This window comes from Lacipirellula parvula, assembly GCF_009177095.1.
Taxonomy (GTDB): Bacteria; Planctomycetota; Planctomycetia; order Pirellulales; family Lacipirellulaceae; genus Lacipirellula; species Lacipirellula parvula.
This window is the reverse complement of sequence record NZ_AP021861.1, coordinates 3,344,942-3,370,518: the sequence shown is the minus strand read 5'-3', so window position 1 is coordinate 3,370,518 and position 25,577 is coordinate 3,344,942. Positions and strand designations below refer to the sequence as shown.

Genomic DNA, 25,577 nt, shown 5'->3' with positions numbered 1-25,577 from the left:
AAGTGCAGCGAAATCGCTTAAAGCGAGTAATCTGCAAGCTGAATGACTTAAGCATTCGGAAGACATAATAAGGAGCAGTCCGGCCAGCGCTGGATGGCTCGTTAGTAAGTAAGCCGACGTGTTCGAACGCCATTAAGGCGTTTTGGCACGTCGGCTTTTTTCGTTGTTGTCCGCAGTAATGCGACCAACGACAAAGGATCACCCACCGTGCCATCTTCCGCGCAGTCGGCCGTTGAGCAAATTGCTCAAGTGGCTAAGACTCTGCAGCAGCAGCGTAGACTCAGCGCGGCGCATGAGTTTGCGCAGCGTGGATATGCAGTGTCAATTTATGAATCGAACTGCGACGCCGGAGGGTTCTTTCGAAGCGCCCGAATGCCACTCGATAACGGGATGCCATCGGAATACTCTTGGCACGGCTTTGGGCCTTGGTATCACAACACCTTTGACGTCATGTCGCAGATACCGTTTGACGAGTCGGGCAGCGTTTACGATAAGGGCTTGACTCGGCCGATCGACTTTGGCTTAGCCCCCGACGAGGGACAAGCACAGTTTAACGATGGCTGGGCAATAATACCGGTCTCGAAAATGTTCCGAATGTCAGGATTGGATAGCTTGAGATGGAGTTGGTTGCTGCTTAAGACATGGGCTGCGAATCATCGCACCTGTCAGGGTTACTCGCGGTTGAATGCTGCGGAACAACGGAAGCCGCTCCTTAGTGATTTGGGATGGAAGAATTGGAGGGCTTGTTTTGGACCCTGGGTCGGGTCTGATTGGACGAATGTTTCACTACACCACGTGGGGCAGTTTTTCCGCAAACAACTAATCTCCAAGCCCTCACATCAGCATGGCGCCGACGAGGAGGGGCCGGCTTGGCAGCATAGCGCCGGCAGCGGCTGGCTGTTGCTCCGCGGTCCGAGCAGCGAGGTGTGGATCAATCGGTGGGTGAAGCATCTCCAGGAATGTGGCGTCGCTTTCCATTGGCAAGCGCCGTTATTGAAGTTTGAGTTCGATGGACGAGACGTTACCGCTGCTCATCTGAAATCTGGGGATTCGGTACAGGCGGATTACTATGTTCTGGCAACGAACCCATTCGCTGCAACGGACATCCTGGACCGAACACCGCATCTAGCTGACTTAGATCAATTACGCCTCTTCCGGCCGTTGACGCAGGACGGTCCGCACACGCAAGTTTCCTTCAGAATTGCGTTCTCTGAACGAGTCAATTGGCTCCGCAAGCGCGCCGCGATCATCATCGCAGATTCCGAATTCAATTTGACATTGTGTGCCGACGAGCAAGTGTGGTCTCCCGACGTGACGCTTGGCGAGGGAGTTGAGTCCCTATGGACTGGTACGGCGTGCGTCAGCAAAGTTGCGGGCCGCCTCTACGGGATCACAGTTGATGAATGCTCACGAGAGCAGTTCATAGCTGAGGTGCTCGCTCAGTTGTCTAGTTGCAACGGCCTGGATAAGTTGATCACGGAGGCGAATCAGGGCCGTGGCTTTAGCTCATTCCAGATCATGCGCGTCGAAGTTTGGCATGAATGGCTCTTCACCTCAAAAGGACTCCAAGCTGAGCAGCCGAAATGGGTCACCACGACAAACACGCAGCCGTATCAACCGACTCAAGCGACGCCGGTCGCCAATCTTATCCTCGCCGGAGCCCACACCAAAACGGAAGCCGATGTGTGGAGCATAGAAGGCGCCGTGGAAAGTGGTCGACGCGCAGCACAAGTAGTCGAGCCTAGCGTTAAGGTAATACCCCAGTACAAGCCGGCATGGCTACGGACAATCAGCGCTCTAGATGACATATGTTACTCTGTTGGCGCAGCTCATGTCCTGGATCTATTTGCGGTTGGGCTTCTTGGCGTAATCGCATTTGCGCCTATCGCCATTTTATATGTATGGCTGTCTTAACGGCCGCGATTACGGAACTTCAGGTTCCCGAGTTCCAAGGCGGATATAGGGATAAATCTACTGCGGCTTGTTCGAGCTCTCGGAGCAATGCCGCTCGATACGGCAGGTGTGTTCGAGATCGCGTTCCGATGTTACTGAACGAGCGCCGCTTCGATCGTGATGCCGGGCCCAAACGCCAGCATTACGGCCGGCAGTTTGGCTTGGCGGCGTTGCAGTTCGCGCAGAATGAACAGCACAGTCGGGGATGACATGTTGCCAAAGTCTCGCAAGATTTGCTCGGACGGCGCTATCTGTTCGGGCGTCAATTCCAGCGACTCGGCGGCGGCCGCGAGGATGCGGCGGCCGCCGGGGTGGATGGCCCATGAGCCGATATCAGTGCGGGCGAGACGATGCTTGGCGAGCCACCCGTCAACCCACGGGGCCAAGGATTCGGCGATTAGGTCGGGCAAGCGCGGCGAAAGCGTCATCTCGAAGCCATGATCGCCGATGCGCCAGCTCATCAGGTCGGCGGAGTTCGGCACGACGAAAGAAGCATGATCTGCAAGTCGCCAAGCGTCGCCATCGCCGCAGGCCAAGCGCTCGGCGCAGCCGGGCGACAACACCACGGCTGCGGCGCCATCGGCGAAGAGCGCGTTAGAAACGATCGTCTGTGGTTGCTCGCTGTACTGAAAGTGAAGGCTGCAGATCTCCGTCGCGCAGACGAGGACATTGGCCTGGAGATCGGCCTTACAGTAGGCCTGACCGACGCGCAAGGCGTTGAGCCCGGCGTGACAGCCCATGAAGCCGACTTGCGTCCGCTGCACCCCGCGCGAGAGGGAGAGTTGGTCAATCAGGCCCAGGTCGAACCCGGGCGCCGAGAAGCCGGTGCAGGTGGCCGACACAATATGCGTGATCTGTTCGGCGGCAAGGCCGGACTCGGCGATTGCGTCGCGCGACGCGGCGACGGCGAGCCTTGTCGCCGATTGCTCGTAGAGCGCCATACGCTGGCCGGTGGAAGGTCCGCCATCGGTGGGGGAGGTGCGGCGCTCGAAAAAGTTTTGCGTCATCGGTTGGCCCTCGATAGCGGGCTCGATGATGACGCAATGCCGCGACGCGACGCCCGAGCGTCGATACAGCGTAGCGATGGCCCGCTTGCTACGCTCTTCGGAGGCGATGAGGTCTGCGGCGACGTCGGCGGCTTCGTGTTGCAGGATGGAGTTCTCCGGCACGGCGACGCCGATGCCGCGGATGACGGGGTTTGCAGGCGTCCGTTTGGCGCGACGCGCCGCATTGCGCAAGAGGTTGGTGCGAACGGGCATGATGCGTGAGGAGGTTCTCGTGAGGGGAGTCATGCTTCGATCCTTGCAACGGCTTGTGGTCGATTCAGGTGGCGAACAATCGGGGCGGTTAAACTCGGCAGGGCCGCCGCGGCGGCGAAGACGCGGCGCGCGTAGTGCGGTCGGCGGAGGGTGGCGGCCAAGAGGCGGTTGACATACTGGCCGCCGTAAACGTCGCGGCGGAGCGTACGTCCCCAGGCGGCGGCCAATTCGGAACGCCATTCGCGGCAGGCCTTCAGCGCGAAGGGCGTCACGGCAACGGCTGCAGCGAGCCCCCACGCCATGCCTTCGCCGGTGATTGGTTCGGTGTAGCCGGCGGCGTCGCCGATCAGGACGATGCGATGGCTAGCGGTGCGGGCGGGGCGTTGCGTGAGAGGACGCGTGCCGCGGATCGATGCACTTGTGAGTCCATTGATCGCGGGCAGTTCGCAGCGCGCGATCGTACCGCTGATCCAACGGTCGAGGGCGCCGCGACGGGCGACGGCCGCGTCAATGGCGGCGCCGATGCACAGCCGACCGTCGGCGAGTCGGGCGACCCCGAGATAGCCGTCATCGGCAAGCGCCATGCTGAGCGTTGCCGGTTCGTAACCCGCACTCGCCAACGCAGCACTCGGAGTGACGCCGATGCCGAGTCGTGAGTTGCGAGCGGTGACCGCGTCGAACTCCGCGAGTCGTTGCAGCGAAGGACGGCCGAGTCCATCGGCGACGACGACGAAATCCGTGAGGATACGGTAGTGACTTCCATCGATGCGTTGGAGAGATATTGCCCGCGTCGCCGACTCATGTGTAGCGGTCGAAGCGTCGAGCGGCTCGACGATCGCTTTGACGCCGCCGAATAATTGGGCACCCGCCTGCACCGCAGCAGCAGCGAGCGCAGCGTCGAAAGTTGCGCGATTGACGATAGCGCCGACTTGCCCATTGATGGCGATTTGCCGGGCGTCGCGATGGAACACGATCTGCCGCAGTGGCGCCGTGAACTGGTCCCGCACAACGTCGCCGAGTCCGCACTGCTCAAGGACCGAGAGGCCTCGCTGGTTTAGGCAGCCGCCGCAGACTTTGTACCGAGGTCCGTCGCTGCGCTCAATGAGCGCGACCTGCAGCCCCGCGCGAGCCAACTGATAGGCCGCGACCGAGCCAGCCGGCCCGGCGCCAATGACGACGACATTCCAATGCGCGCGGGCGTTCATTGCACGAACTCCGGGACGGAAACGACGTTGTTTTTCCAGATCAGCGTGAATCGTTCAGGCCAACGCCGTTTGACGATGGCTCCCTCGAGTCCCGCGGCGTGCGCCAGTGCCAACGCTTCGGCTGCTGTTAGAGCGCTCCGCACCGATGCGGGGCCATCGAAGTGGACCACGGGCGAGCGGGTCAGTACTTGGCAACCCCACCGCGCGAGCCAGTAGCCCAGCGCCGAACGGCAAAGGTCGTCCATCACGATCGCATGCCGAGCGACGCCGCGGAGGCGGTGCAGCAAGGCAATCGAATCCGACTCGTCGAGATGATGCAGGAATAGCGAGCTAATGACGGCGTCGTACGTGCCTTGCAGGTCGTCCGCGAGGACGTTGGCTTGGAAGAACCGGACTTGCTGTAGCCCCGCGCGACGAGCGAGTTCGCGTGCGGCGTCGACGGCGACCTCGGTTTGATCGCAGCCGAAGAGTTCGACGTTCATACCAGAGCAGCGTGCGCGTCGCGCGATGCCGAGGGTGACGTCGGCGTTGCCGCAGCCGACGTCGAGGATGCGGAGTCGAGTGAGCCGGCGCTCGAGAGCGATCCGGTGCAGCCGTCGCCAGAGGTGTCCCGCGGTGAGGCTGAACGCATTAATCCTCGCGATGCCGCGGAGCGCATGGTCGAGAGCCTCGGGGTCGATCCCCGGTTCGTCCATCAGTTCCGGCACGCGTTGGCGAATGCCGATGACAGGGCCGCGCGTTGCGGCCGTCGCGGTGCACAACATTTCGATAGCCGAATCCTTTCAGCTTCGCGTCGCGGCAGCTGACCGCGCGGCGCGAGTCGCCTCTTCGTGATGCGACGTCGTCCGTGATTGATGACGTGGTTATCCGTAAGTAGGGAGGCGAGCTTGGTTGAAGTTCGCAAGTTGATCTCGACGTTCGGCGACGCAACGATCTATACCATGTCGTCGTCGAGCGTGAAGCTTATGGTGCGACGAGTGAGGCCTGCGCGTCAATCGCATCAACCACGTTGGCGCGAACAATTACGACACCGAAAGGAAACGAGGTCGACTATGAACAGATCTGCGAAGAAGTGTGCAGATTCGATGCACATTCAACCAGTTTTTGGCGTGATGATAATGTGTCTCAGTGTCATCGCAGCAGCACCCGCTGGCGCCGCCGACGCGCCGACCAAAACGCTGGCCCCAGGTGATGTTCATGTCGCAAACTCTCGCGTCTACATCCGCGTCGAGAAGACAGGCCTAGGACATGTCCACGGCGTCGTCGGCATGCTCAGTTCGGGGCACGTCACGCTGGAGGCTGATCAAGACGCGGGCCAACTAGTGTTCGACGCGACCAGCTTTCTCGCGGACGTGGCGTACGCGCGTAAGTACCTCGGCGTCGCGGGAGAGACTGACGTCGATACGCAGCGCGAAGTGACCGCCAACATGCTTGGCGCCGAGGTCCTCGACGTGAAGAAGTTTCCCACCGCCACGTTCGACATCGTCTCGACGCGTAAAGCCACACAAGCAGGTCGCCAAGGATTGCCGGTCTACGAGTTCGTCGGCGAGTTCACCCTACATGGCGTCAAGAGGCCACTGCAATTTCTAGCCGAAGTCGAGAACCGCGGCGAGTTCCTCCGGATCCGGGGACAGTTCTCGCTGCGGCAATCGGAATATGGCATCAAGCCGCTTCGAAAAGCGCTCGGCGCCATCGGCGTGGCCGACGACTTGACGGTCCACGGCGACATCATTGTCGTCAGCGCGGTGAAATAGCGTTCACGTGCCCCACATCCATCCCACTCAATCAGAGCGTCACTCAACGATGCGACTACTTCTCCCACGGAACTCCAGCATGGATGGAACATGCTCTGACGCCGTCGCGGTCTGGCGTCGCGCCGCGGGCCTCATCGTCGGCGTGACGGCGCAAGCGATGTTTGCCGTGACGGTCGTTTGGCTTTATCAGTTTCTTTCCGACACGGCCGGTGCCCCCGTGACGCAGTCGGCTTTCCCGACGATGCTGTTGGGTGACGTCGGCCTGGCGCTCCTCTTCGCGGCGCCGCACAGCCTGCTGCGCTTCCCCAAGGTGCAGTCAATGATCTGCCGTACAATCGGCCGCGAGTTCTTCGGTGTCTTCTACTGCATCGTCACGTGCGTCTCGTTGTGGATCGTATTCTATGGCTGGCAAGGGAGTGAGCGCGTCGTGTGGGAGCTGCACGGCTGGCCGCGATCGGTGGTTGTCGTCGCGTTCAATCTCTCGTGGCTAGCCCTCGGCTACAGTCTGCTCCTGACCGGTCTGGGCTATCAAACCGGTTTTACTGAATGGAGCCACTGGGCTCGTCGACTCCCGCTGCCGCGCCGCCGCTTCGAACCCGCGGGCGCCTACCGCCGGCTCCGGCATCCCGTATATCTCAGCTTCGCCGGATTGATCTGGTTCACGCCGCAAATGACGCTCGACCATGCTCTCCTGACAGCGGTGTGGACGGTTTACCTGGCCATCGGTAGCTATTTGAAAGATGAACGGCTCGCCCACTACATGGGGGAGGAGTATCGACAATATCAGCAAAAAGTGCCAGGCTATCCGTTGGTGCCGTTTGGCCCGCTGTCAAAGCGGCGCGGCGAGCGAAGCATCTCGACGGGCGGTTAGAGCGTCACCGTTGAGAGATTAGTACCGCTGGTCCACCCCATCCGACAAGCTGACTCTAGTCGAAGCCTTTTTTTGCGGAGCATGCGTCACGGATCATAGCACGCCCCATTTGACGCTGGAGTGACTGGCGAAAGATGGGCCGCGGCAGAGCAGTAAACGCGGCCCGTCCTCCTCACCGATCAAATCCGGCCCTTTCACACAGCAGCGCCAAATAGTGCTCCTACGCTAGCCGTGAGCGCCATGGCGAGAACGCCCCAAAACGTGACTCGCAAAGCCGCTTTTAAGACGGGCGCTCCGCCTGCATAGGCTCCAAATCCTCCTAGTACAGTAAGGAGGATAATAGAAACTCCAATCACCGCCGCGATGATCGCTGCGGTTGGAGCAATCAAGACTGTAAGTAGCGGGATTGCAGCGCCAATGGCGAATGTGGTGGCCGATGCCACGGCGGCTTGGATTGGGCGTGCGGTAGTGATTTCTGAAATGCCGAGTTCATCCCGAGCGTGAGCGGTGAGAGCATCGTGCTTCATCAGCTGCTCGGCAACTTGCCTCGCCAACCCGGGCTGTAGCCCGCGATTAATGTAAACTTCGGCGAGTTCGTTCTGCTCAAAATCGCCGTCTGTGGCGAGCTCAGTCCGCTCTCGGTTGAGGTCCGCCTGCTCCGTGTCTGCCTGTGAACTGACCGAAACGTATTCGCCCGCCGCCATCGACATGGCTCCGGCGACCAGTCCCGCGACGCCAGCAACCAGAATGTCGGTACGGGCGGCATTCGCCGCCGCAACGCCGACCAGGAGACTCGCCGTGGAAACGATGCCGTCGTTGGCGCCCAGCACCGCAGCGCGAAGCCAGCCGATGCGATCGGTACGGTGTTGTTCCGGACGATGGCGCGCCATAACGACCTCGTTACTTGATGGTATTGGAGCGACGACTGCCGTATCCAAATCATTAAACCGGAATGCCAGGCAGACTGTCGAAGAAGTCGCCTTCAGCAGAAATTAAGTTGACTCTCCACTCCTAGTTCTAGAGCCCTTTAGACCAACGGTACACTATCTGTAAAGTTGTCGCTCGATAAATTCGGGGCGAACCAGGGATAAATCGCCGGCACGACGAGACTTGTTAGCAGCGTACTCGTGATCAATCCTCCGATTACGACGGTGGCAAGTGGGCGCTGCATTTCGGCGCCATCGCCGTTCGACATCGCCATTGGAATAAACCCGAAACTCGCGACCATCGCCGTCATCAAGACAGGACGAAGTCGCGAAAGGGCCGTTTGTTGGGTCACTTCGCGCAAGGGCAGCCCGCTGCGTCGCGCATTTTCGGCAGCGCTCACCCATACTAACCCATTGAGGACGGCCACGCCGAACAGGGCGATGAATCCGACGCCTGCGGAGATACTAAATGGCATGCCGCGCAGGAACAACGCAAAGATGCCTCCACTGGCAGCCATCGGAACAGCCATAAAAATGAGCAGCGCCAGCGAGACCGACCTAAAGCTGGTATGTAGCAGAAGGAAGATCAGGAGGAGTACCACTGGCGTAATCAGCGCCAAGCGTCGGCTCGCTGTCTGAAGATTCTCAAAGTCACCTCCCCACCGGATCTCGTAGCCGGGCGGAAGGTCAACCTTACTTGCCACAGCGGCCTGGGCGTCGGAGACGAAACTTGCCACATCCCGGCCACGTACGTTGGCGGCGATGAAGGTGCGCCGGCGGATCGCGTCATGCTCGACGCTAGCGGGTGTCTCGGCGAGTAGGATTTCGGCAAGTTCCCCCAGTGGTACGGTTCTCCCTCCAGACTGGCCGACAGGCAATTGCTCAAGCAATTGAGTGTCCTCGCGCCAGGCTTCCGGCACGCGAACTACGATCGGAATGCGAGCGCGACCCTCCATCACCAAGCCGACCTTCCGTCCCCCCAATGATTCGATGACATCGAACACCTTAGAGGCGTCGATTCCATACCGCGCCAGAGCGTCCCGGCGAGGGTGAATCGTCAACGTTTGAAGATTTGCCTGAAAGTCCGCTTTCACATCAGCCGCCCCTGAGACACCCTGCAAAACTCGTTCGATCTCTTTTGATTTCTTCGCCAGCACTTCAAGGTCATCTCCGTAGAGGAGCACTGCGACGTCTGACTTCACTCCAGCCACAAGTTCGTCGACGCGCATTTCAATGGGCTGCGTGAATCCAAATGCAACGCCAACGACATTCTCTTCAAGTACCGCTTCCATCTCCGCGATCAAATCGTTTCGAGTCACGCCCGAGCGCCACTTTTCGTGCGCGTTAAGAATTACCCATACGTCGGTTTGATGGACCCCCATGACGTCATTGGCTATTTCCGGGCGTCCCGTTTTGCAGAACACCGTGTCCACTTCAGGAAACTTGAGAAGCAATCGTTCAATTTGAGTTCCCATTTCCGTGGCGCCCTCGATCGTCGCGCTGGGGAGACGAACCGCTTCGATTAGGAGATCTCCTTCCTCCAGCCGCGGCATGAATTCGGCTCCCAAGTTCAGGGCGACCGGAATACTTAGCAGCAAGACAAGCAATGCGATCGTCGTTGTCGTGGCCGGACGCGAAATCGCTGCTCTCACCATTGGCCGATAGGCGATTTTGATGATTCGCACGAGCCACACGTCTTGATCCTTCATCGAACGAGGCAGGGCGATCGACGCCAGCGCCGGCATCAAGGTCATGGAAAGGATGAAGGAACCCAGCAGAGCAAACAGAACCGTCAGGGCCATTGGCCGGAAAAGCTTTCCTTCAGTGCCCTGCAGCATCAACACCGGCAGATAGACCACGGCAATGATCAATTCACCGAACATTGTTGGTTTGCGAACTTCAATCGAAGCATCGCGAATGACCTCTAGACGTGATCGCGTGCCTCGGTTTTCCGCTAGCCGATGGATGCAATTCTCAACCATGATGACCGAGGAGTCGACGATCAACCCGAAGTCGATGGCCCCCAAACTCATCAGACTCGCTGAGATGGCCGTCGCGTACATAAGATTGGCGGCGAAGAGCATCGACAACGGAATCGCGAGCGCCACAATCAGGCCGGCTCGAATGCTTCCCAGCATGAGCAAGAGTACCAGGATGACCAGGGCCCCTCCTTCCAGCAGATTACGGAGAACCGTGTGAAGCGTTCTGCCAATTAACGCGGACCGATCGTATATGACCTCCAGCGAGACTCCTGAGGGGAGGGTCGACTCGATCGCGGCTAGGCGTTCCTTCACGCGTGCGACGACTTCGCGAGAATTCTCGCCGATCAGCATCATTACCATTCCCGTCACCGCTTCGCCGCGACCATCGCGCGTGACTGCTCCCTGCCGCGTCATCGGTGCGACCTCAACGTCCGCGAGGTCGCGGAGCAAGATAGACGTTCCCTGATCGGTACTTCTAACGACGACGTTGAGAATTTCCTCTCTACTCTTTAACAGAGCCTCTCCGCGGATGAACCGCTGCTCGCCGTGGTGAACAACGTAACCGCCGCCAATCGAGCCGTTGTTCTCCTCCAAGCGACGAAAGATCTCGTCTAGCGTGACGTTGTTGCTCGCCAAACGATCAGGGTCTGGTCGAACTTCAAAGGTCTTGTAAGAACCGCCATGTGAATTGATCTCCGTCACGCCGGCGACTTCGCGCAGCTTTGGGGCAATGTCCCACTCCAAGATCGTCCGTAACTGCATCGACGTGTAGTTCTCGCCCCGCACTTCAAACTGCAGAATCTCTCCTAGAGCTGTCGTGAGCGGACCCATCTCCGGCGTCCCGTATCCGGCTGGAATCGCGGCAGCCGCCACAGGCAATCGCTCTGAAACTAACTGACGCGCTCGGTAGAGGTCGGCTCCTTCCTCGAAGACAATCGTCACCACGGAGATGCCGAACTTGGAAACGCTGCGGAGTTCTTCTACGTCGGGAAGCCCACTCATCTTCGATTCGACCGGGTAGGTAACGTAGCGTTCCACTTCGACTGGCGACAGCGAGCCCGCGTCGGTAATGACGGCTACCTGCACATTAGTCATGTCCGGAACGGCGTCGATTGGAAGCAGAACCGCGCAACGAGCGCCGGCAATCGCCATGATCGTCGTCGCGGCGAAGACCAGGAAGCGGTTGGCGAGCGAGAACTCGATCAGTTTTTGGAGCATTGTCGACTCGAAAATTATATTGGCGAGCCAAGGGAGCAGCGTCACAGATCATTCGTCTTGGCCGACCATCAGCAATACGCTCTTCAGGAAGAAAGCTCCTTCGCTGACGATCGGCGTTTCCTTAGCCAAGCCCGCCAGAATTTCAATTTGCCCTCGCTCCTGCTCGCCCGGTTTTACGTCGACGCGCCGAAACCGAGTCGGCCCTTCAGGTACGAAAACAAACGACTGACCGTCATGCACCACGACTGCCGACTCCGGCACGGTTACTGCGGCTCTCGATGGTCCCGCCGGGATCTTTACGCGTACAAACAGCCCTGGGCGTAGTCGGCGGTCTTCCGACTCAAGCTGCGCGACGAGCGAGGCGGCGCCCGTCGTGGCATCGACGCTCCGACCGACGACCAAGACCTCAGCCGCGTAGCGCTCATCAGGCAACGCAGGAGTTGTGACCACGACTTCGGCGCCAACGTCGACATCGATCGTCGCCCAGTCTTGTTCTCGAATATCAGCCACCGCCCAGAGATGACGCGTGCCGGCGATCACGGCAATCGGATCCCCTACTGAAACTCGCTCAGTCACCGCGAGGCTTCGCTCCTCCATGGCTCCGTCGATCGGTGCAACAACCTCGACCTGGGAAAGTGAGTCCTCGGGCGATGCTTCGGAGGTCTCTCCGTCGATTGTCCGCGATGACGGCCCAAGCAGTAGCTTCAGATCCTGCTGGCTTACTTCCAACTGGCGTGTAGCGTCATCAGATTTTGCCGTCGCCCCTTTGCTCAGCTGTTCAACATCGAAAATCGACTGCTCGATCGCCGACTGGAGCGCGGCTTGAGCGATTTGCCGTTCGCTCTCACGCTCCTTCCGCACCTTTCCTGAAATGGCTCCTGAGCTGGCTACCTCGCGAATGTTGTCGGCCATGACATTCGCCAATCTGACGCGAGTGTAGGCCGAAACGAGTCGCTCTCGATACTCCCCCACTGTTTGATACTGGAGAGCTGAATCAATCTCCTGGGGGGCCTTTTCCTCGCGAATCAGTTGTACGAGCGACGTGACGCCGTCCCTGATGTTCGCTTGCCATTCGGCTTGTCGTTGCGCCAACTGCAAGTCTGCTTGGCGACTCTTTACCTTAGCCCGGGCCACGCCGACTTCGGGACTGCTTAGCACCGCCAAGGTCTGGCCCGCTGCGACGGTATCGCCCGGACGCACCCTAAACTCCGTCACAACGCCATTGAACGCCGCTTTCACGGCGACGTAGCGGTCTTGATCATAGGTCAGACGCCCAGGTACTGTTCTCGTCGGCTGAAAGGCTGTTTCGCTCGCCACGCTTATCTTAATGTTGGCCTGGCGCAACTGCTCCGTGGATAGCGCCACGAGATCGCGCAACCCCCGTTCGGATGGTTCTGAAACCGTCGGCGGATCGGTCGGTTGCTGAGAAGTCCTCCAAAGACTCAATGTCGCAACGACGCTGATAACCACGACGCCGATGAACGGGTACACGAATATTCTTCTCATACAGAAGTCCCCTCAGCTTTAGAGAGCCAAATGAACGGATCGCGTCTTGCGGGGCTAAGCTAATGCAGCGGCGCGGATCGCCGAACGACGCCAAGAATCGCGGCGGCAAGAATGGCTTTAGCAGGAGGCCTTACTACACAGGATCCATCTAAAGCGCAGCGACCGCTTCACTAATCAACGTAATGACACGCCAATCAGCGCGCAGAGCGGCACATTCATAAATGAATGCATGAATCCAATATTGCGACTCGCTGGCGCGAGAAGGCTTAAGGGAGAGCCGGAGTGCACCGCAAACGGTAAAACAAGCTGCGGCAAAACAGCGATGTCGACCTTTTCCGACTGCACATCGAGTACTGCGACCGATTCAGTCGAGCCTGCGCAGAGGATCGGAAAAGGATGGCGATCTTCAGGGTCTTTCTCTTCCTGTCCTAGCTCCCACGGGAGGACACAGTGCCAATGCCAGTGTCCTAGGTCAGCGTCGCCCTCGCCATGGTGTCGCTGGACGTGAGCCGTGGGCGAGCCGTCAAACGACAATTCCTGACCGTGGCAATGCAACAGCGGAATTGGAAACTGGAGCGATATCACCCAATAGACCGCCGCTCGCACTGCTCGCCGAAGCAACAAGTTTCGAGCGCAAGTGAGCATCGCCCGGATCAATTAGAAAATAACGTGGTGGAGGACGCGGGTACCGACCTGCGATTCCTTGCAATTGAGTGTTGCCATGCCGTCAACTCAGGTCAAGATGCGTGGGGAGGTCGCGGTCCGGTGCACTCCGCCAAATTGCCGTAGCAGCAAGTCTGCCATGTCGGCACTTCTTAGTCTTCTCCCTAGCAGGCAAAGCCTGATGAGATTGCATCTCAATGGGAGCGTCGACTGAGGCCATAGCAGCAAGAGAGAGTCCTTCTAACAATGAGGGAACTGTGGTCGGAGGCGACGGTCGGCGAGAGCCGAATAAACCTGCCAGCCAGTAGTGAGTTTCTGGGGCAACGTGAATTTGGCCGCCCGAACTAATTGACCATGTATTGTCACGACGATGGGTGTGAAACCCTCGCCTTTAGGCGAAACCTTTAGGTTAGTATATTGGTGTGATGGAGAATTATCGGACCGGAGCGCATAGCCGCTTTGACATTAAGTACGATTTCGTTTGGTTGACGAAGTACAGTAAGAAGGTGCTGACGGGCGCGGTGGGTGAGCGAGTTCGCGAACTCGTTCGGGACGTTTGTCGGGCGAACCAGATTGAGATTTTGCAGGGGGCGGTCTCCGCGGATCATGTGGACGTGTTGCTGTCATGCCCGCCGACGCAGTCAGCTCGTAACCCTGTTGGCACGGGAGCTCGCGAATGTCTCCAAGCACCTTAAGCAAATGGCGAGCACTGGACTCGTTACCCGCAGAAAGCAGGGATCCTTCGCTCTCTACCGCCTTCAGGATCCCGTGCTGGAAAAAATCTGCGAACTCGTCTGCGAATCGCTTCGGCGCGATTTAGAGGCCGAAGTGAAACGGAACAAGAAGCTCTTGAGGAAGGGCGGGCGACAATAAATTGCTGACCAGTGACTATTGCCGGTTGACCACAGTCATTCTGCTTCCTTACGGCACTTACGAAGAGGTAAGGTCGAACAAATCGCCAAGCGCGAAAGAGCGAGCTTCAGAAAGCTTAGACGCCGTTCGACGTACGACACATTGCCAGGAGGAGTGTCGATGAGCGGCTTTCAATTACAGCGGCTCGGGCAGATCATGGAGCCGGAGGCGGGGAATGCGCAGGAGGCCGAAGGCGTCCTGAATCCGGCGGCCGTTCGTGGCCTTGATGGTCAGCTCTACCTGTTTCCACGGCTCGTCGCGCGGGGCAATAAGTCGCGCATCGGCATTGCCCGAGTCATATTTAACGAAATTGGCGACCCAACCGGCGTGCAGCGGCTCGGCATCGCACTTGAGCCTGAGACTGACTACGAACTGCGGCCTGATGGCAGCGGTGGCTGTGAGGATCCCCGGATCACGTTTGTCGAACCGATGCATCGCTTTGTGATGACCTACACGGCGCATTCTCCGATCGGTCCAAGGATCGCCCTAGCGGTATCGGAGGATTTGTTCCACTGGAAGCGGCTCGGATTGGCGACCTTTGAAGCCTATCGCGGCATCGACTTCGCCCATGTGGACAACAAAGACGCCAGCGTTTTCCCCGTCGCCATTCCCAATCACGCTGGAAAAATGCAGATGGCCATCCTCCATCGACCGCTTTTTCGCGGCACTTATCCTGAGGATACAGCTTGCCAAGGCGCGTGCCGATTGGTGGATCTCGATCATGAAAGCATCTGGATATCCTACTGCCCAATGCCCTCGGGGGATGCCGAATCGCATCATCCCGCCCTGTTCAATTCGCATCACCGCCTCGCGACTCCGGTGTCGTCATGGGAGTCGCTCAAGATTGGTGGCGGCACTCCACCAATCCTTACCCGACATGGCTGGCTGATCATTTACCACGGCGTGAGCGAAGTCGAGGAGCTAGGTAGCATAACGCATCATCTGTGCTACTCGGCCGGAGTAATGGTGCTCTCGAAAGAGCATCCGTGGGAAATTCTTCACAGATCGGAAGAGCCTGTGTTAACGCCGCTGCTGCCGCACGAACGGAGCGGAACCGTCCCAAACGTCGTGTTCCCTACCGGCATCGACCGTCGCGACGACCTAGGGCTGCCGGACCGCATCGACGTATATTACGGGATGGCGGACAGCCGGATTGGCGTGGCCCGTCTCGATCTGCCCGATCACTTGCCTCTAGGTGCGCCCGCCGATTCGCCCGGTGCAGTGGTGAAAGCGTGACTATTGCGCAGAACAAGGAGGTTGAACGATAAAAACCATGCAAACGCAAAGATTCATGAGACAAACTTCGGCCATTATTTTAGCGAACAAGCCGCGCGTGACGGACCCGATCAGTCGGTTTGCCGCGGCGACGCCAACTACCAGACTCGATGTGGACACAATCCCGTAGTTAGCGCCACATACCGCCGCACACAACCAAATAATGCGATCAGTGCGATGCCGCTCTTGATGCCGGACGAACATGTTGTTGATCACCTCACACCTGGGCCGAGCGTGATGCTCAGCGATAACTTCCCCAGCCCGCCTGATCCAACTAAAGCTATAAAAGGCCCGTCATCCGCGAAGGGTTGACGGGCCTTTCGTCATTGAAACAGTTTACTCGACGTCCTGCTACGCAGTGGCGAATTTCCTCCGTAGTCGGCGAGCCCCTGCTAGACCGGCAAGGCTGATGCCGAGCAGGACGAGAGAGCCGGGTTCGGGAATCGCGAACGGAGCGAGATTGAGCGCGGCGTTCTGGGAGCCCATGAAGTCGCCCACAAACTCCAGATTGAGTCCCGGATTCTCTTCCGTAGCTTCTCCCTCGGCGTCGTACGGGCCGATGTAGCTGTAGAACTCGTAACGACGGGTTACCGATTCCGAGTCAGCTGCCAAGTCATCGAAACCACTATCCACTTCGCCCACGCCATCCTTGCCATCCTGCAGGAGTTGCCATTCGATTTCGACTTCAGTCGGCTCGGAGCCGTCTGGAACCCCTGGGTCTCCTGGGACGAGATGTTCCAATTCGACGGGCTCGGCGGCCTCAATGACGAACACCTTCACCCACAACGCTTCGCCGAAGAGATCTTCGGGGTGTTCTTTCGGGAGCGCCGGAATCACCGCCTGGACGGCCGCCGGCGCAGCGGGATTAGCTGGCGGCTGGACGTTCCACACCGGCGCTGGAATCTTCACGTTCGACCCTGCCGCACTGAGATTTCCTGCGGCATCGCCGAGGAGCCAACGATAAGTCGTATTCGTCGGATTCCCATTCAAAGCGACGCCGAAATGCTCGCCTCCCAGCGTTTCGTAGTTCGGGTCACCGCCAAACGCCGGAAAGAAACATGCGTGTCCGCCCGTCGGAAAAGGGCCCGCAGGTACGGGGGTGCCAACCGCCCAGCTGCTTCCATCAAACGCACTGGCATACCGCACGATCGTTCCTGTCCCGGTGGCAACTTTCACCGGATCGCCATAGCGAATGTAAGGGTTGCCGAATGTGAAGGCGATATCTGAAGGGCTGATCCCTTCAAGTTCGATTTCAAAGCCACGCGTAGTCTGGCCCGTGTCATTAATCACATCAAAGTTGCTCAGACTGCCAAACATCGTCTGGGCCAGGGCCGGCGTGGTTATTACGCCCGCTAATCCACGCCTCCGCGATTTTACGTCTTCTCGCTAGTGAAAAGGTGCCGTCGACGCCACTTAATGAGATTGCGTCTCAAGGCGATCGGCGCCTCGGTGAGTGCAAATTGCTTGCGTGACTCTACCTTGCTGGTATTCGCCGAGTTGCCACACGTCACGAGAAGTCGCTCGCGACGCTTACACTCGCTTTCAAATTCTACTCGCACAAGTTAGACGTAATATTTTTTGTTGTCTCGTTACAACTTCCAGGGCCGTTGCGTCGTCGGCTGCTGGAAAACTTGACGTACGGATCGAGGTCAGACTTCTGAACTTGCGAGACGACTCTCGACCATTCTGAAGCAGCTAAAATCGAGACGGAGCGTTGCAAGGTTGCAACAATGAGGAGTGGAAAGCTTGAACGGCTAAGTGTGCGAAGGTGGATTTCCGGGCGCCTAAGTCGTTGCGTCGCCGAAGTCGGAGAGTTCCTTCGGACGAATGGCCGCACGCAATGCGTTAAAAACGGCAAACACGTCGATGACTTCCTGGCAGACTGCGCCGGCTACGGGAGACAACAGACCGCCGCTGGCCAGGGCCATTCCGACCACGCTCAGGACCATACCGCCGATCGCACTCTGCAGAACAATGCGCCGCATCCGACGGCTGATGTGCATGAACTCGTCGACCTTTTCCAGTGAGCTGTCCATGATCACGACGCCCGCTGACTCGGTAGTGATATCGCTGTTCTGTCCGATCGCTACGCCGACCGTCGAAGACATCAGCGCTGGAGCGTCATTAATACCGTCCCCTACGTACAACGTCCGCGCCTTTGCCGTCTCGGCGCGGACGATGGTCACTTTTTCTTCGGGCGTTTTTTGGGCGTAAATTTCCGAGATTCCGATTTGCTCTGCGAGGTAGCGAACCTCGGACTCGCGATCTCCCGAAACAATTAGCAGACGCTTGAAGCCGTGCCTGGAGTTGAGGTGTTTGATAAACGAAACGCCCTCCGTCCGAGGTTCGTCACGGAACCGATATGCTGCCGCATAGCGGTCATCAATGACGACAAAGCATTCCAGCCCGCCGGCATGGGACGGAATTTGATCGGATCCTGCGACTGGGAATTTGGCCAGCGCGCCGCGGCTAGCAATCCGCACCGTGTGGCCTGCGACAGTGCCGAGGATGCCTTGACCGGGCGGTTCGCTGATCTCGGCCACCTCCTGAAGCGTCACGCCGGCTTCCGTCGCTGATTTCAAGATAGCGCTCGCTAGGGGATGCTTGGAGTAGCGCTCCAGGCTGGCGACCAGTCCCAGGATATGTACCGCGTCAGCGCCAGAAACCACGATCTGATCAGTGAGGCGAGGACGGCCGTAAGTCAGCGTGCCCGTTTTGTCAAAAATGGCCGTGCGACAAGTGGCGATCGTTTCCAAGACCACTGGGTTCTTAATAATGATTCCACGCCGTGCACACAGTGATATCGCGCCGATGATGGCGACCGGGATGGCAATGAGGAGAGGGCAAGGCGTCGCGACCACGAGCACTGCCAAAAAGCGGCTTGATTGGCCGCTCACGCCCCAGGCGCCCAGCGCGATCAGCACTGCCAGTGGCGTGTAGAATGCGCCTAGCGAATCGCCAAGTCGACGCATCCGCGGGCGATTCTGCTCTGCGGATCGCATGACCTGCATAATCTTTGCATATCGCGAGTCGGCCGCCGGACGGGTCGCTCGGATCGTCAGTGCAAACTCACCGTTGATCGCTCCGGAGATCACTTCCGAGCCTGGCGTCTTGGACATCTGAAACGGCTCGCCTGTCAGGAACGACTCATCCATGACGCCGCGGCCCTCGGTGACAACTCCGTCCACCGGGCAAATGTCGTGAGGAAAGATTACGAGCGTGTCGCCGACAGCCACCTCGCTAAGTGAAACGTCGACCACTTGTCCGCCTTGACTCCGATGGCCGATCGATGGAATTCGTTGGGCGAGCGCGCGCAGGACCGATGACGCGCTGCGGACGGCGTAGCTTTCCAGGGCTTCACCGCCTGAAAGCATGAGGACTACGAGTGCCCCCGCCAGATACTCGCCGAGTACAGCGGCGGTCACGATCGAGATGCCTGCCAGAAGGTCGGAACCGAATTCGCGTTTCGCCAGTTTTTTTAGCAACTCGTAGACAAGCGGAATTCCCCCGAATACCAACACAACCCACAAGGGAATTTGATACGACGGGCTGCCGCTGTGTATCACGTAGCAGAGAATCAGATGTACCGCGATGCCCGCAAGTGCGACGCAGGCGATGATCACCATCTGCCGGTTGGTCCAGAACTCCCTCAGCTTTGAAAGCCGGCCTTCAGGCGTGGGCGTTTCCATCAGAAATTCCATGGAGTTACGAGATCAGAAACTCACTGCCAAACACTTGTCAGCACTCCTACAACGCTTGGCGGTAGCCGCATTGCCAATTGCCGCACACGTAGGTGGGATCGCGTTAACTGCGACGCATTTGCCGAGCGTCAGGCCTTGGCGGTTGCCGATGTCGCCAACCACAGTGCGGATGTCAGACATGCAGATTAGTGCAGCCGTCGTACGGGTGATGGCGTCGTGCGATTCAAGGAGCGGGATCGGCTTCTCCCTCACACCGACGTTGCCGATGCCGTTCAGCACGAAACGCGTCATCATCTTAAACATGGGAGATTCCTAGATTTCGAACGGCGATTCGCTGGACCAACTTGACTAATTCGATCACGGCCACAGGCAGTAGCGAGCAGGCGGCGATCACCCACCAGTCCGACGCGCTAGGTACGGAGGTATGGAGGACCCTTCGCAGGAGCGGCAGGTAGACCGCCGCTGCCTGCAGCACCAGACAAATCCCCACAGCAGCCCACAGCCAACCATTAGTAAACAGCCGACTGGTGAACGCGGACCGCCTTTGGGATCGCGCGTTGAGGGCGTGGACGACCTGTGCGAGGGCCAGCGTCATGAAGGCCATCGTCGTCGCCTGACGCAGACCGCCCCCATCAGTCCCGTACCAGTGCATGCCAACTCTAAAAGCGAGGAGCGTCACTCCGGCAAGTAGCAACCCTTGCCAAACAATGAGGCCGACGAATCGAGGCGTTAGTAACGACTCCTTCTGATCGCGCGGCGGGCGTTTCATCACGTCCGGAGCCGATGGCTCCAGAGCCAACGCAAATGCCGGGAAGATGTCGGTTATCAAATTGAGCCACAAGATTTGGAGAGCGACTAGCGGCAGGGGCCACCCGATCATGAGCGCGAGAAATACCGTAAGGATTTCCGAGAAGTTGCATGACAGCAAATAATGGAGGAACCGCAGAATGTTTCCGTAGATAATCCGCCCCTGTTCAACAGCCCCAACGATGCTGGCGAAATTATCGTCGGTGATCACCATATCGGCGTTTTCTTTGGCGACCTCAGTCCCCTTGATGCCCATGGCGATACCGATGTCTGCCTTCTTCAAGGCTGGAGCGTCGTTTACGCCGTCGCCTGTCATGGCGACGACATGTCCCTGCTCTTGCAGCGCTTCGACGATCTGCAGCTTGTGTTCGGGCGAGACGCGGGCGAACACGGCAGCGTCGGCTACCACCCGTTGCCAACCCGCGAGGTCCAGGCCAGTTAACTCGCGACCATGGACGGCGCCCAGCGGACGCCCATCGAGATCACAGTCGATGCCCAGTTGCCGTGCGATCTCGGCCGCCGTCGGCTGCTGGTCACCGGTGATCATCACGGTACGAATACCTGCCGTGCGACACGTGGCGATGGCGGCCTTCGCTTCGTCACGGAGCGGATCGCTCATGCCGACGAGGCCGACGAATATCAAATCCCGGCCGAGGTCGCCCTCGTCGTAGCCCTCGGGCAGTTCGCGATATGCCAGGCCCAGAACGCGCAGCGCAGCACTGGCCAATTCCTGGTTGGTTTCGTGCCAGCGCCGGCTATCGTCAGGTGTGAGGGACGTTACTCCGGTCGCTCCGAATTGCGTGCTGCTCGCGGCAAGTAGAGTCGCAGGTGCGCCTTTGACAAACGCGAATATCCGACCTTGCGGCGCTCGGTGCACCGTGACCATGTGTTTGCTGGTGCTGTCGAACGGCAATTCACTGCTGCGGGGAAACTCGGCGGCTAAGTCGACTTGGTTCATCCCGGCCTTCTCGCCAACGACGACTAGGGCCGCCTCGGTTGGATCGCCCAGCACGGTGACACGGCCGTCAGTCCGTTCCACTTTCGCATCGTTGCACAACATACCGATCCGTAGAGCAAGTGCGAGGTGTTCGTCGGATCGCTGGTCGACCGGTTTATCCGCAACTCGAAAATCGCCGATCGGCTGATATCCCGCCCCGGTCACGTCGACGCGACGTTGATCCAATGCGTAGACGCATACAGTCATCTCGTTTTTGGTGAGCGTTCCGGTCTTATCCGTGCAGATTACAGTAACGGAACCCAGAGTTTCGACAGCAGGGAGTCGGCGCACAATCGCGCGCATGCGGGCCATGCGTTGCATTCCTAGTGCAAGCGTCATGGTGGTCACGGCAGGCAACCCTTCAGGCACGGCGGCAATGGCCAGTGAGAGACCGATCTCCAGCATGTGCCAAAAGTCAGTGACGCCACGCAGCCAACCAGCGAGGACGACTACAGCGCACAGCGCTAACACGACCACGATGAGCAGTTGACCAAGACGGGAAAGTTTTTGCTCCAGCGGCGTGTCGCGGGTGATCGCCGCATCGATCAGGACTCCGATCTTGCCCACCTCCGTTTGCGAGCCGGTAGCCGTCACCACCAATCGGCCGCGTCCGTCCGTGATGGCCGTCCCTAGGAAGGCCATATTGAAGCGATCACCGAGTGCTGAGTCTTTATCGGTCAGCAGTGCAGTCGACTTGGTCACTGCATGAGATTCACCTGTTAGCGCGGCCTCCTCGATCTGCAGACGAACGCTCTCGACGATCCGGCCGTCGGCGGGTACCCGCGCGCCCGCTGCGAGGACGACCAGATCGCCAGGCACCAGTTCCGCGGCGGGAATCTGCCTTTCTGCGCCGTCTCGGATCACATGGGCGACTCGCACCGTCTGTTTTTGCAGAGCGGACAGTGCCTCCTCAGCCTTCCATTCAGTGGCGAAGCCGATGCCGGCATTGATGACGATGACGACGAGGATGGCAACCGCCTCAATGTTCTCGCCCATCGCGAACGCAATCGCCGTCGCCGCGAGCAACAAGACCACGATGAGGCTGTGAAACTGGGCCAGCAAGATTGACAGGGTCGTACGCTGCTGTGCCCGTGCTAAGGTATTGGGGCCCTGCTGAGCGAGCCTTCGAAACGCGTCGGCCTGAGCTAATCCCTGAGTTTCATTCGCGTCGAGCCGCTTGAAAACTTCTGCCAGTGGAAGGGTGTGCCACGACTCTATTTCGGGCTTCGAACGAGATTCGTTATGGGATCGCGAGTTTGCCGAACGTATTTTCGCTTCGCTCTCCAAATAAACTCCTTGCTTGCCAGTTCATTATGAACAGCAGTACAGACTGTACACGAATCCGCGACCGCGTGCCTAACGATTGATTGTCCTTGGGCAGAAACCAGCCCAGGGCCGATCAACCCGCCTACTGGCTCGGGCCGCCGTTGACACGAAAGCATGAGCTTGGCTGCCGCGGATACGGCGAAGTCGCTTGCGTCGCGAGTTCGGTTGCACAACGGCGAAGTCGGTGCCGCATTCCAAGGCCCGTTGACGGAGCGACTCGCCCAAGAGGTTGATGGTGAGATTAACCGTAAGACAGAGAGTAGCTCATCGCCGTATGGAAGGCATTGAGCGGTCAACTACGGCGCTTCTCAGGCCGTTGTTTATAATAGCCGAGAAGATGCAATAAGTAAGTCAGGGGGAGCAACGAATGCTCCTATTGCTATCGCTATTTGGCCGATTGCCGTCAACGCCTAGAACTTAGCGAGGTTGTTCTATTGCATCGCAGAACGCCCGCAGTGATGTCAGGAACTGCTCGCCTTCCGCCATGAGGCGGTGAGCGACCGGGATTATACTGTCCGGTTTTAGTGGAATGGCGTTCGGTGATGGTTTTGGTTCGAGCCCTGGAAACTTGAAGCCACGAGGCACAAATCAGCATTCTGCGCCTTGGTGAGACCCCCGCGCTGAACGCGACGTTCAATCTCCGCGATCGTTTGGAATGGAGCTTTCTCTTCGAGCTTAGGAAATCTCAGGCCGCGTCCCGGGAACGGTTTGCAGAGTAGGGCGCTTTGCACCGCCCAGTTCCAAACAGTGCGAAGCGTGACTATGTCTTTCTTAATGGTCGCGGGGCTGACCCGGCGGCCGCGAATGCCGGGGTCCTTGGCTCGTGCCGAGACGTAGCTCTGCAGATCGACGAGCTCAAGCGACTGAATCTGAAACTTGACGCCCAGCAGCCGGCGCAAGTGTGCGGCATAGATTTCCATGCCGCTGATCGTCAGCGGCTCGACTGAACCCACCGGAATCGCCTTAAAGTAGGCGATAAGTAGTTGATCCAGCGTCCGGATCGCGACTTGTGATAGAACCGCTTGTCGAGAAAGCGGTACATACGCTTGGCCGCGGCGCGATGGAGTTGTCGGAAGAGCACGAGGTCAACCGCCTTCAAGTACCCAGACTTAAAACTGCGGAAGACGACTTCGTTCCAAACGAACGATGAAAGCGGCGGCTCGGAGTCCGGCTTGCTGTGATGAACGCCAGGACTATTGCATCGTTGCAGGGCAGCAATGAAGTTTGCTGCACGGTCACTCTGGTTGCCTGAAAGCAACAAAGTATCGCAGCAAAAAAACATGCTTGTCAGTCAGGATGCTTTCGCGCTAGGGTCAAAACATGATGATCGTTTGCGCAAATTCCAAAGGCGGCGTGGGCAAAAGCACCCTCGCGACGCACCTTGCCGTGTGGCTCTTCGACCAAGGCTTTCAAACGGCGTTACTCGACACGGACAAACAGCGTTCGAGTTCGCAATGGATCGTCGAAGCGGAACCCAAAATCACCATTCGCGTCGCTGACACTCCCGAGGAATGCCTTAAAAGCGTCCAAGGATTAGTTTCTAGCCACGATTTCGTGATAGGGGACGCTCCAGGCGGGCTGGAAGATTTGAGTCGCACCTTGTTCATCCTCGCGGATTTGGCCATTTTCCCGATTTCGCCTTCGATTCTCGATGTGAGGTCGGTCGCCGGGGCGACGACGGTCCTCAGATACGCTCAGGGAATCAACGGCGGCAGACCCGACGGACGGCTTGTGCTGAACAAGATGAAGACCCGCGACACTATCAGTCAAGAACTGAAAGTGGGCGCTCCACAGCTAGGTCTTCAGGTCGCTCAGCACGTCGTTCGCGATTTGCAAGCGTACCGCGACGCAGCGCAACAGGGGACGGTTGTCGGTCGATTCGGGCGTAAAGGTTCGCACGCAGCAGCGGATCTCGACGGGCTCTTTCGCGAGCTCGTGGGCGATGCGGTGACAAATAAACAAAATGTAAGGAGGCAGAACGTAGAGAATGGCTGAAAGAAGATCACTAGGCACGGCAATGGAAATGACGCCCGAGAAGCTGGCGTTTATCAATGGGCAGTCAAAATCGACAGTAGTTCAAACTCCTACGAGTCCGCCGAAAGAGAAAAAGCGGACGATCGACATTGCTGAGTCGAGAACCAAATCACGAACGGAAAAAGATGCGCCGTCGCGGCAACAGCGGGCAACAGGTCGGCCGCCCCACGGCGTTCCCAGTTCCAGTGAAGTTCTCGATCAAATGCTAGTGCCCGTGACGATTCGACTTTCCCATCGAGTTGCCAATGCACTTCGTCGAGCACACTTGGAACAGCGTCTCAATCACGCCAAGCCAGATACTCAGCAGGAGATCGTCGAAGAAGCTATCTTCGGCTGGTTAACCAAGCAAGGATTTCTAGAGTAGCCAAGCCGCCGGGCGTTATGCCGAAAGAGCTTGCATCAGCACAATGCCTAAGCTGCGAGCACGTGGGTGATCGCGGATTGTTCTTGATTGGGCAACATACGTCGGTAACGCAGCACCATTTCTTCCGTCTGATGGCTGACCCAACTGTTAATAATTCGTTGGTCGATTCCCAGATGAGGCCAAACGCCATGACTAGCCACAGCACATTGGCCGACAAGGAATTGAAGGCAGCAATTTCAGGATCAACGCGCAAACTTCGCCGCGAACCGTCATTAGAAGAAATGTCAGATGTATGCAATGTGCCGACAAATTTAACCCCTGCCGGATTGAACCAAATGCGCCAAGACCGGCGAGCTAATTGAAAGGTTCAAGCATATTCTGAGGAAACGATTTCGTCGGCGTTCTAATTTCAGACGTTTGGTAAGAGAAGTCATTTTCAACTTCAACCCCAAGGCGTCGAAGTCGTGCTCGAGCTTCGATGACGTTCGGACTACTGCTATACCTGCCTGCTCTAATAATTACCTTCTTCGGTGGAGACGGCCACAACCAATCATCAGTGACTGGAATTGGGATTTCGTACAATGCTTGGATGCTCTTGATTTCCTCGAATAGGTTCTGCTTCCTCCATTGTGCGTACCCAAAAACTGAAGCCGCAACGGGCATCAGCAGAAACAGAGTCGATACGGCGAATCTTTTGTGAATTCTCAACAGTTACAGCTCCAGAACGATTCACTGGTGCTTCAACGAGTTTCAAGAAACGCCCCAGACCCACTCAATGGGACCGAGTTTCTTCACGCGACATTCTCGTCTAGTTCGCAGGCCGT

At 58.3% G+C, this 25,577-nt stretch carries 18 protein-coding genes; 7 read left to right on the top strand and 11 right to left on the bottom strand.

Going from position 1 to position 25,577, the window contains the following annotated elements; genetic code table 11:
• The first annotated feature begins 207 nt into the window (after nucleotides 1-207).
• Nucleotides 208-1,914: an FAD-dependent oxidoreductase gene (locus tag PLANPX_RS13290; protein WP_152099201.1), complete on the top strand. Its 1,707-nt coding sequence runs from the start codon at nucleotides 208-210 to the stop codon at nucleotides 1,912-1,914.
• Nucleotides 1,915-2,045: 131 nt separating this feature from the next.
• Here the strand turns inward: PLANPX_RS13290 and PLANPX_RS13285 are convergent, their stop codons facing one another.
• From PLANPX_RS13285 to PLANPX_RS13275, 3 genes are read right to left on the bottom strand one after another with little or no spacing between them, the layout of a single operon-like run.
• Nucleotides 2,046-3,212, bottom strand: a complete 1,167-nt coding sequence (locus PLANPX_RS13285) for a type III polyketide synthase (RefSeq protein WP_152099200.1) — start codon at nucleotides 3,210-3,212, stop codon at nucleotides 2,046-2,048.
• Between the two features lie 29 nt (nucleotides 3,213-3,241).
• Entirely contained in the window at nucleotides 3,242-4,417 is a 1,176-nt protein-coding gene (locus tag PLANPX_RS13280; RefSeq protein ID WP_152099199.1) for an NAD(P)/FAD-dependent oxidoreductase, read from the bottom strand.
• A complete protein-coding gene (locus tag PLANPX_RS13275; RefSeq protein WP_152099198.1) occupies nucleotides 4,414-5,181 on the bottom strand; it encodes a methyltransferase domain-containing protein in 768 nt (255 codons plus the stop codon). Before PLANPX_RS13275 ends, PLANPX_RS13280 begins: the two co-directional genes overlap by 4 nt.
• Nucleotides 5,182-5,535: 354 nt before the next feature.
• Here PLANPX_RS13275 and PLANPX_RS13270 point away from each other — a divergent pair, with 354 nt between their 5' ends.
• Nucleotides 5,536-6,171, top strand: a complete 636-nt coding sequence (locus tag PLANPX_RS13270; RefSeq protein WP_172992050.1) for a YceI family protein — start codon at nucleotides 5,536-5,538, stop codon at nucleotides 6,169-6,171.
• A gap of 79 nt (nucleotides 6,172-6,250) precedes the next feature.
• Nucleotides 6,251-7,042, top strand: coding sequence for a methyltransferase family protein (locus tag PLANPX_RS13265; RefSeq protein ID WP_172992049.1), 792 nt, complete (start codon nucleotides 6,251-6,253; stop codon nucleotides 7,040-7,042).
• Between the two features lie 194 nt (nucleotides 7,043-7,236).
• Here PLANPX_RS13265 and PLANPX_RS13260 read toward each other — a convergent pair whose 3' ends face one another.
• The 3 genes from PLANPX_RS13260 to PLANPX_RS13250 all read right to left on the bottom strand — a co-directional run bounded on the left by PLANPX_RS13260 (nucleotide 7,237) and on the right by PLANPX_RS13250 (nucleotide 12,674).
• On the bottom strand, nucleotides 7,237-7,932 hold the full coding sequence (locus PLANPX_RS13260; RefSeq protein ID WP_152099195.1) for a VIT1/CCC1 transporter family protein: 696 nt from the start codon (nucleotides 7,930-7,932) through the stop codon (nucleotides 7,237-7,239).
• Between the two features lie 137 nt (nucleotides 7,933-8,069).
• Nucleotides 8,070-11,168, bottom strand: coding sequence for an efflux RND transporter permease subunit (locus PLANPX_RS13255; RefSeq protein WP_152099194.1), 3,099 nt, complete (start codon nucleotides 11,166-11,168; stop codon nucleotides 8,070-8,072).
• Nucleotides 11,169-11,216: 48 nt separating this feature from the next.
• The gene (locus PLANPX_RS13250) at nucleotides 11,217-12,674 is read right to left on the bottom strand and encodes an efflux RND transporter periplasmic adaptor subunit (protein WP_152099193.1); all 1,458 of its coding nucleotides are present in this window, start codon (nucleotides 12,672-12,674) and stop codon (nucleotides 11,217-11,219) included.
• Nucleotides 12,675-13,762: 1,088 nt separating this feature from the next.
• On the opposite strand from PLANPX_RS13250, the gene tnpA reads away from it, so the two are divergent.
• On the top strand, nucleotides 13,763-14,032 hold the full coding sequence (gene tnpA / locus PLANPX_RS13245) for an IS200/IS605 family transposase (protein WP_232536417.1): 270 nt from the start codon (nucleotides 13,763-13,765) through the stop codon (nucleotides 14,030-14,032).
• 337 nt (nucleotides 14,033-14,369) lie between these two features.
• The gene (locus PLANPX_RS13240; RefSeq protein ID WP_152099192.1) at nucleotides 14,370-15,485 is read left to right on the top strand and encodes a glycosidase; all 1,116 of its coding nucleotides are present in this window, start codon (nucleotides 14,370-14,372) and stop codon (nucleotides 15,483-15,485) included.
• A 390-nt stretch (nucleotides 15,486-15,875) separates the two neighbouring features.
• Here the strand turns inward: PLANPX_RS13240 and PLANPX_RS13230 are convergent, their stop codons facing one another.
• From PLANPX_RS13230 to PLANPX_RS13210, 5 genes are all read right to left on the bottom strand, one after another.
• Nucleotides 15,876-16,841 (bottom strand): PEP-CTERM sorting domain-containing protein, encoded by a 966-nt coding sequence (locus PLANPX_RS13230; RefSeq protein WP_152099191.1) that lies wholly within the window; start codon nucleotides 16,839-16,841, stop codon nucleotides 15,876-15,878.
• Nucleotides 16,842-17,308: 467 nt separating this feature from the next.
• A complete protein-coding gene (locus tag PLANPX_RS13225) occupies nucleotides 17,309-19,225 on the bottom strand; it encodes a heavy metal translocating P-type ATPase (protein WP_152099190.1) in 1,917 nt (638 codons plus the stop codon).
• Between the two features lie 12 nt (nucleotides 19,226-19,237).
• Nucleotides 19,238-19,528 (bottom strand): hypothetical protein, encoded by a 291-nt coding sequence (locus PLANPX_RS13220; RefSeq protein WP_152099189.1) that lies wholly within the window; start codon nucleotides 19,526-19,528, stop codon nucleotides 19,238-19,240.
• The gene (locus PLANPX_RS13215) at nucleotides 19,521-22,316 is read right to left on the bottom strand and encodes a cation-translocating P-type ATPase (protein WP_152099188.1); all 2,796 of its coding nucleotides are present in this window, start codon (nucleotides 22,314-22,316) and stop codon (nucleotides 19,521-19,523) included. Before PLANPX_RS13215 ends, PLANPX_RS13220 begins: the two co-directional genes overlap by 8 nt.
• Nucleotides 22,317-22,876: 560 nt before the next feature.
• Nucleotides 22,877-23,308 (bottom strand): hypothetical protein, encoded by a 432-nt coding sequence (locus PLANPX_RS13210; protein ID WP_152099187.1) that lies wholly within the window; start codon nucleotides 23,306-23,308, stop codon nucleotides 22,877-22,879.
• Between the two features lie 367 nt (nucleotides 23,309-23,675).
• Between PLANPX_RS13210 and PLANPX_RS13205 the strand changes: the two genes are divergently transcribed.
• Both PLANPX_RS13205 and PLANPX_RS13200 read left to right on the top strand, forming a co-directional pair.
• Nucleotides 23,676-24,350: a ParA family protein gene (locus PLANPX_RS13205; protein ID WP_152099186.1), complete on the top strand. Its 675-nt coding sequence runs from the start codon at nucleotides 23,676-23,678 to the stop codon at nucleotides 24,348-24,350.
• A 22-nt stretch (nucleotides 24,351-24,372) separates the two neighbouring features.
• Nucleotides 24,373-24,753 carry a hypothetical protein gene (locus PLANPX_RS13200; RefSeq protein WP_172992048.1) on the top strand — a complete coding sequence of 127 codons (381 nt, stop codon included), beginning with the start codon at nucleotides 24,373-24,375 and terminating at the stop codon, nucleotides 24,751-24,753.
• Nucleotides 24,754-25,577 lie beyond the last annotated feature (824 nt).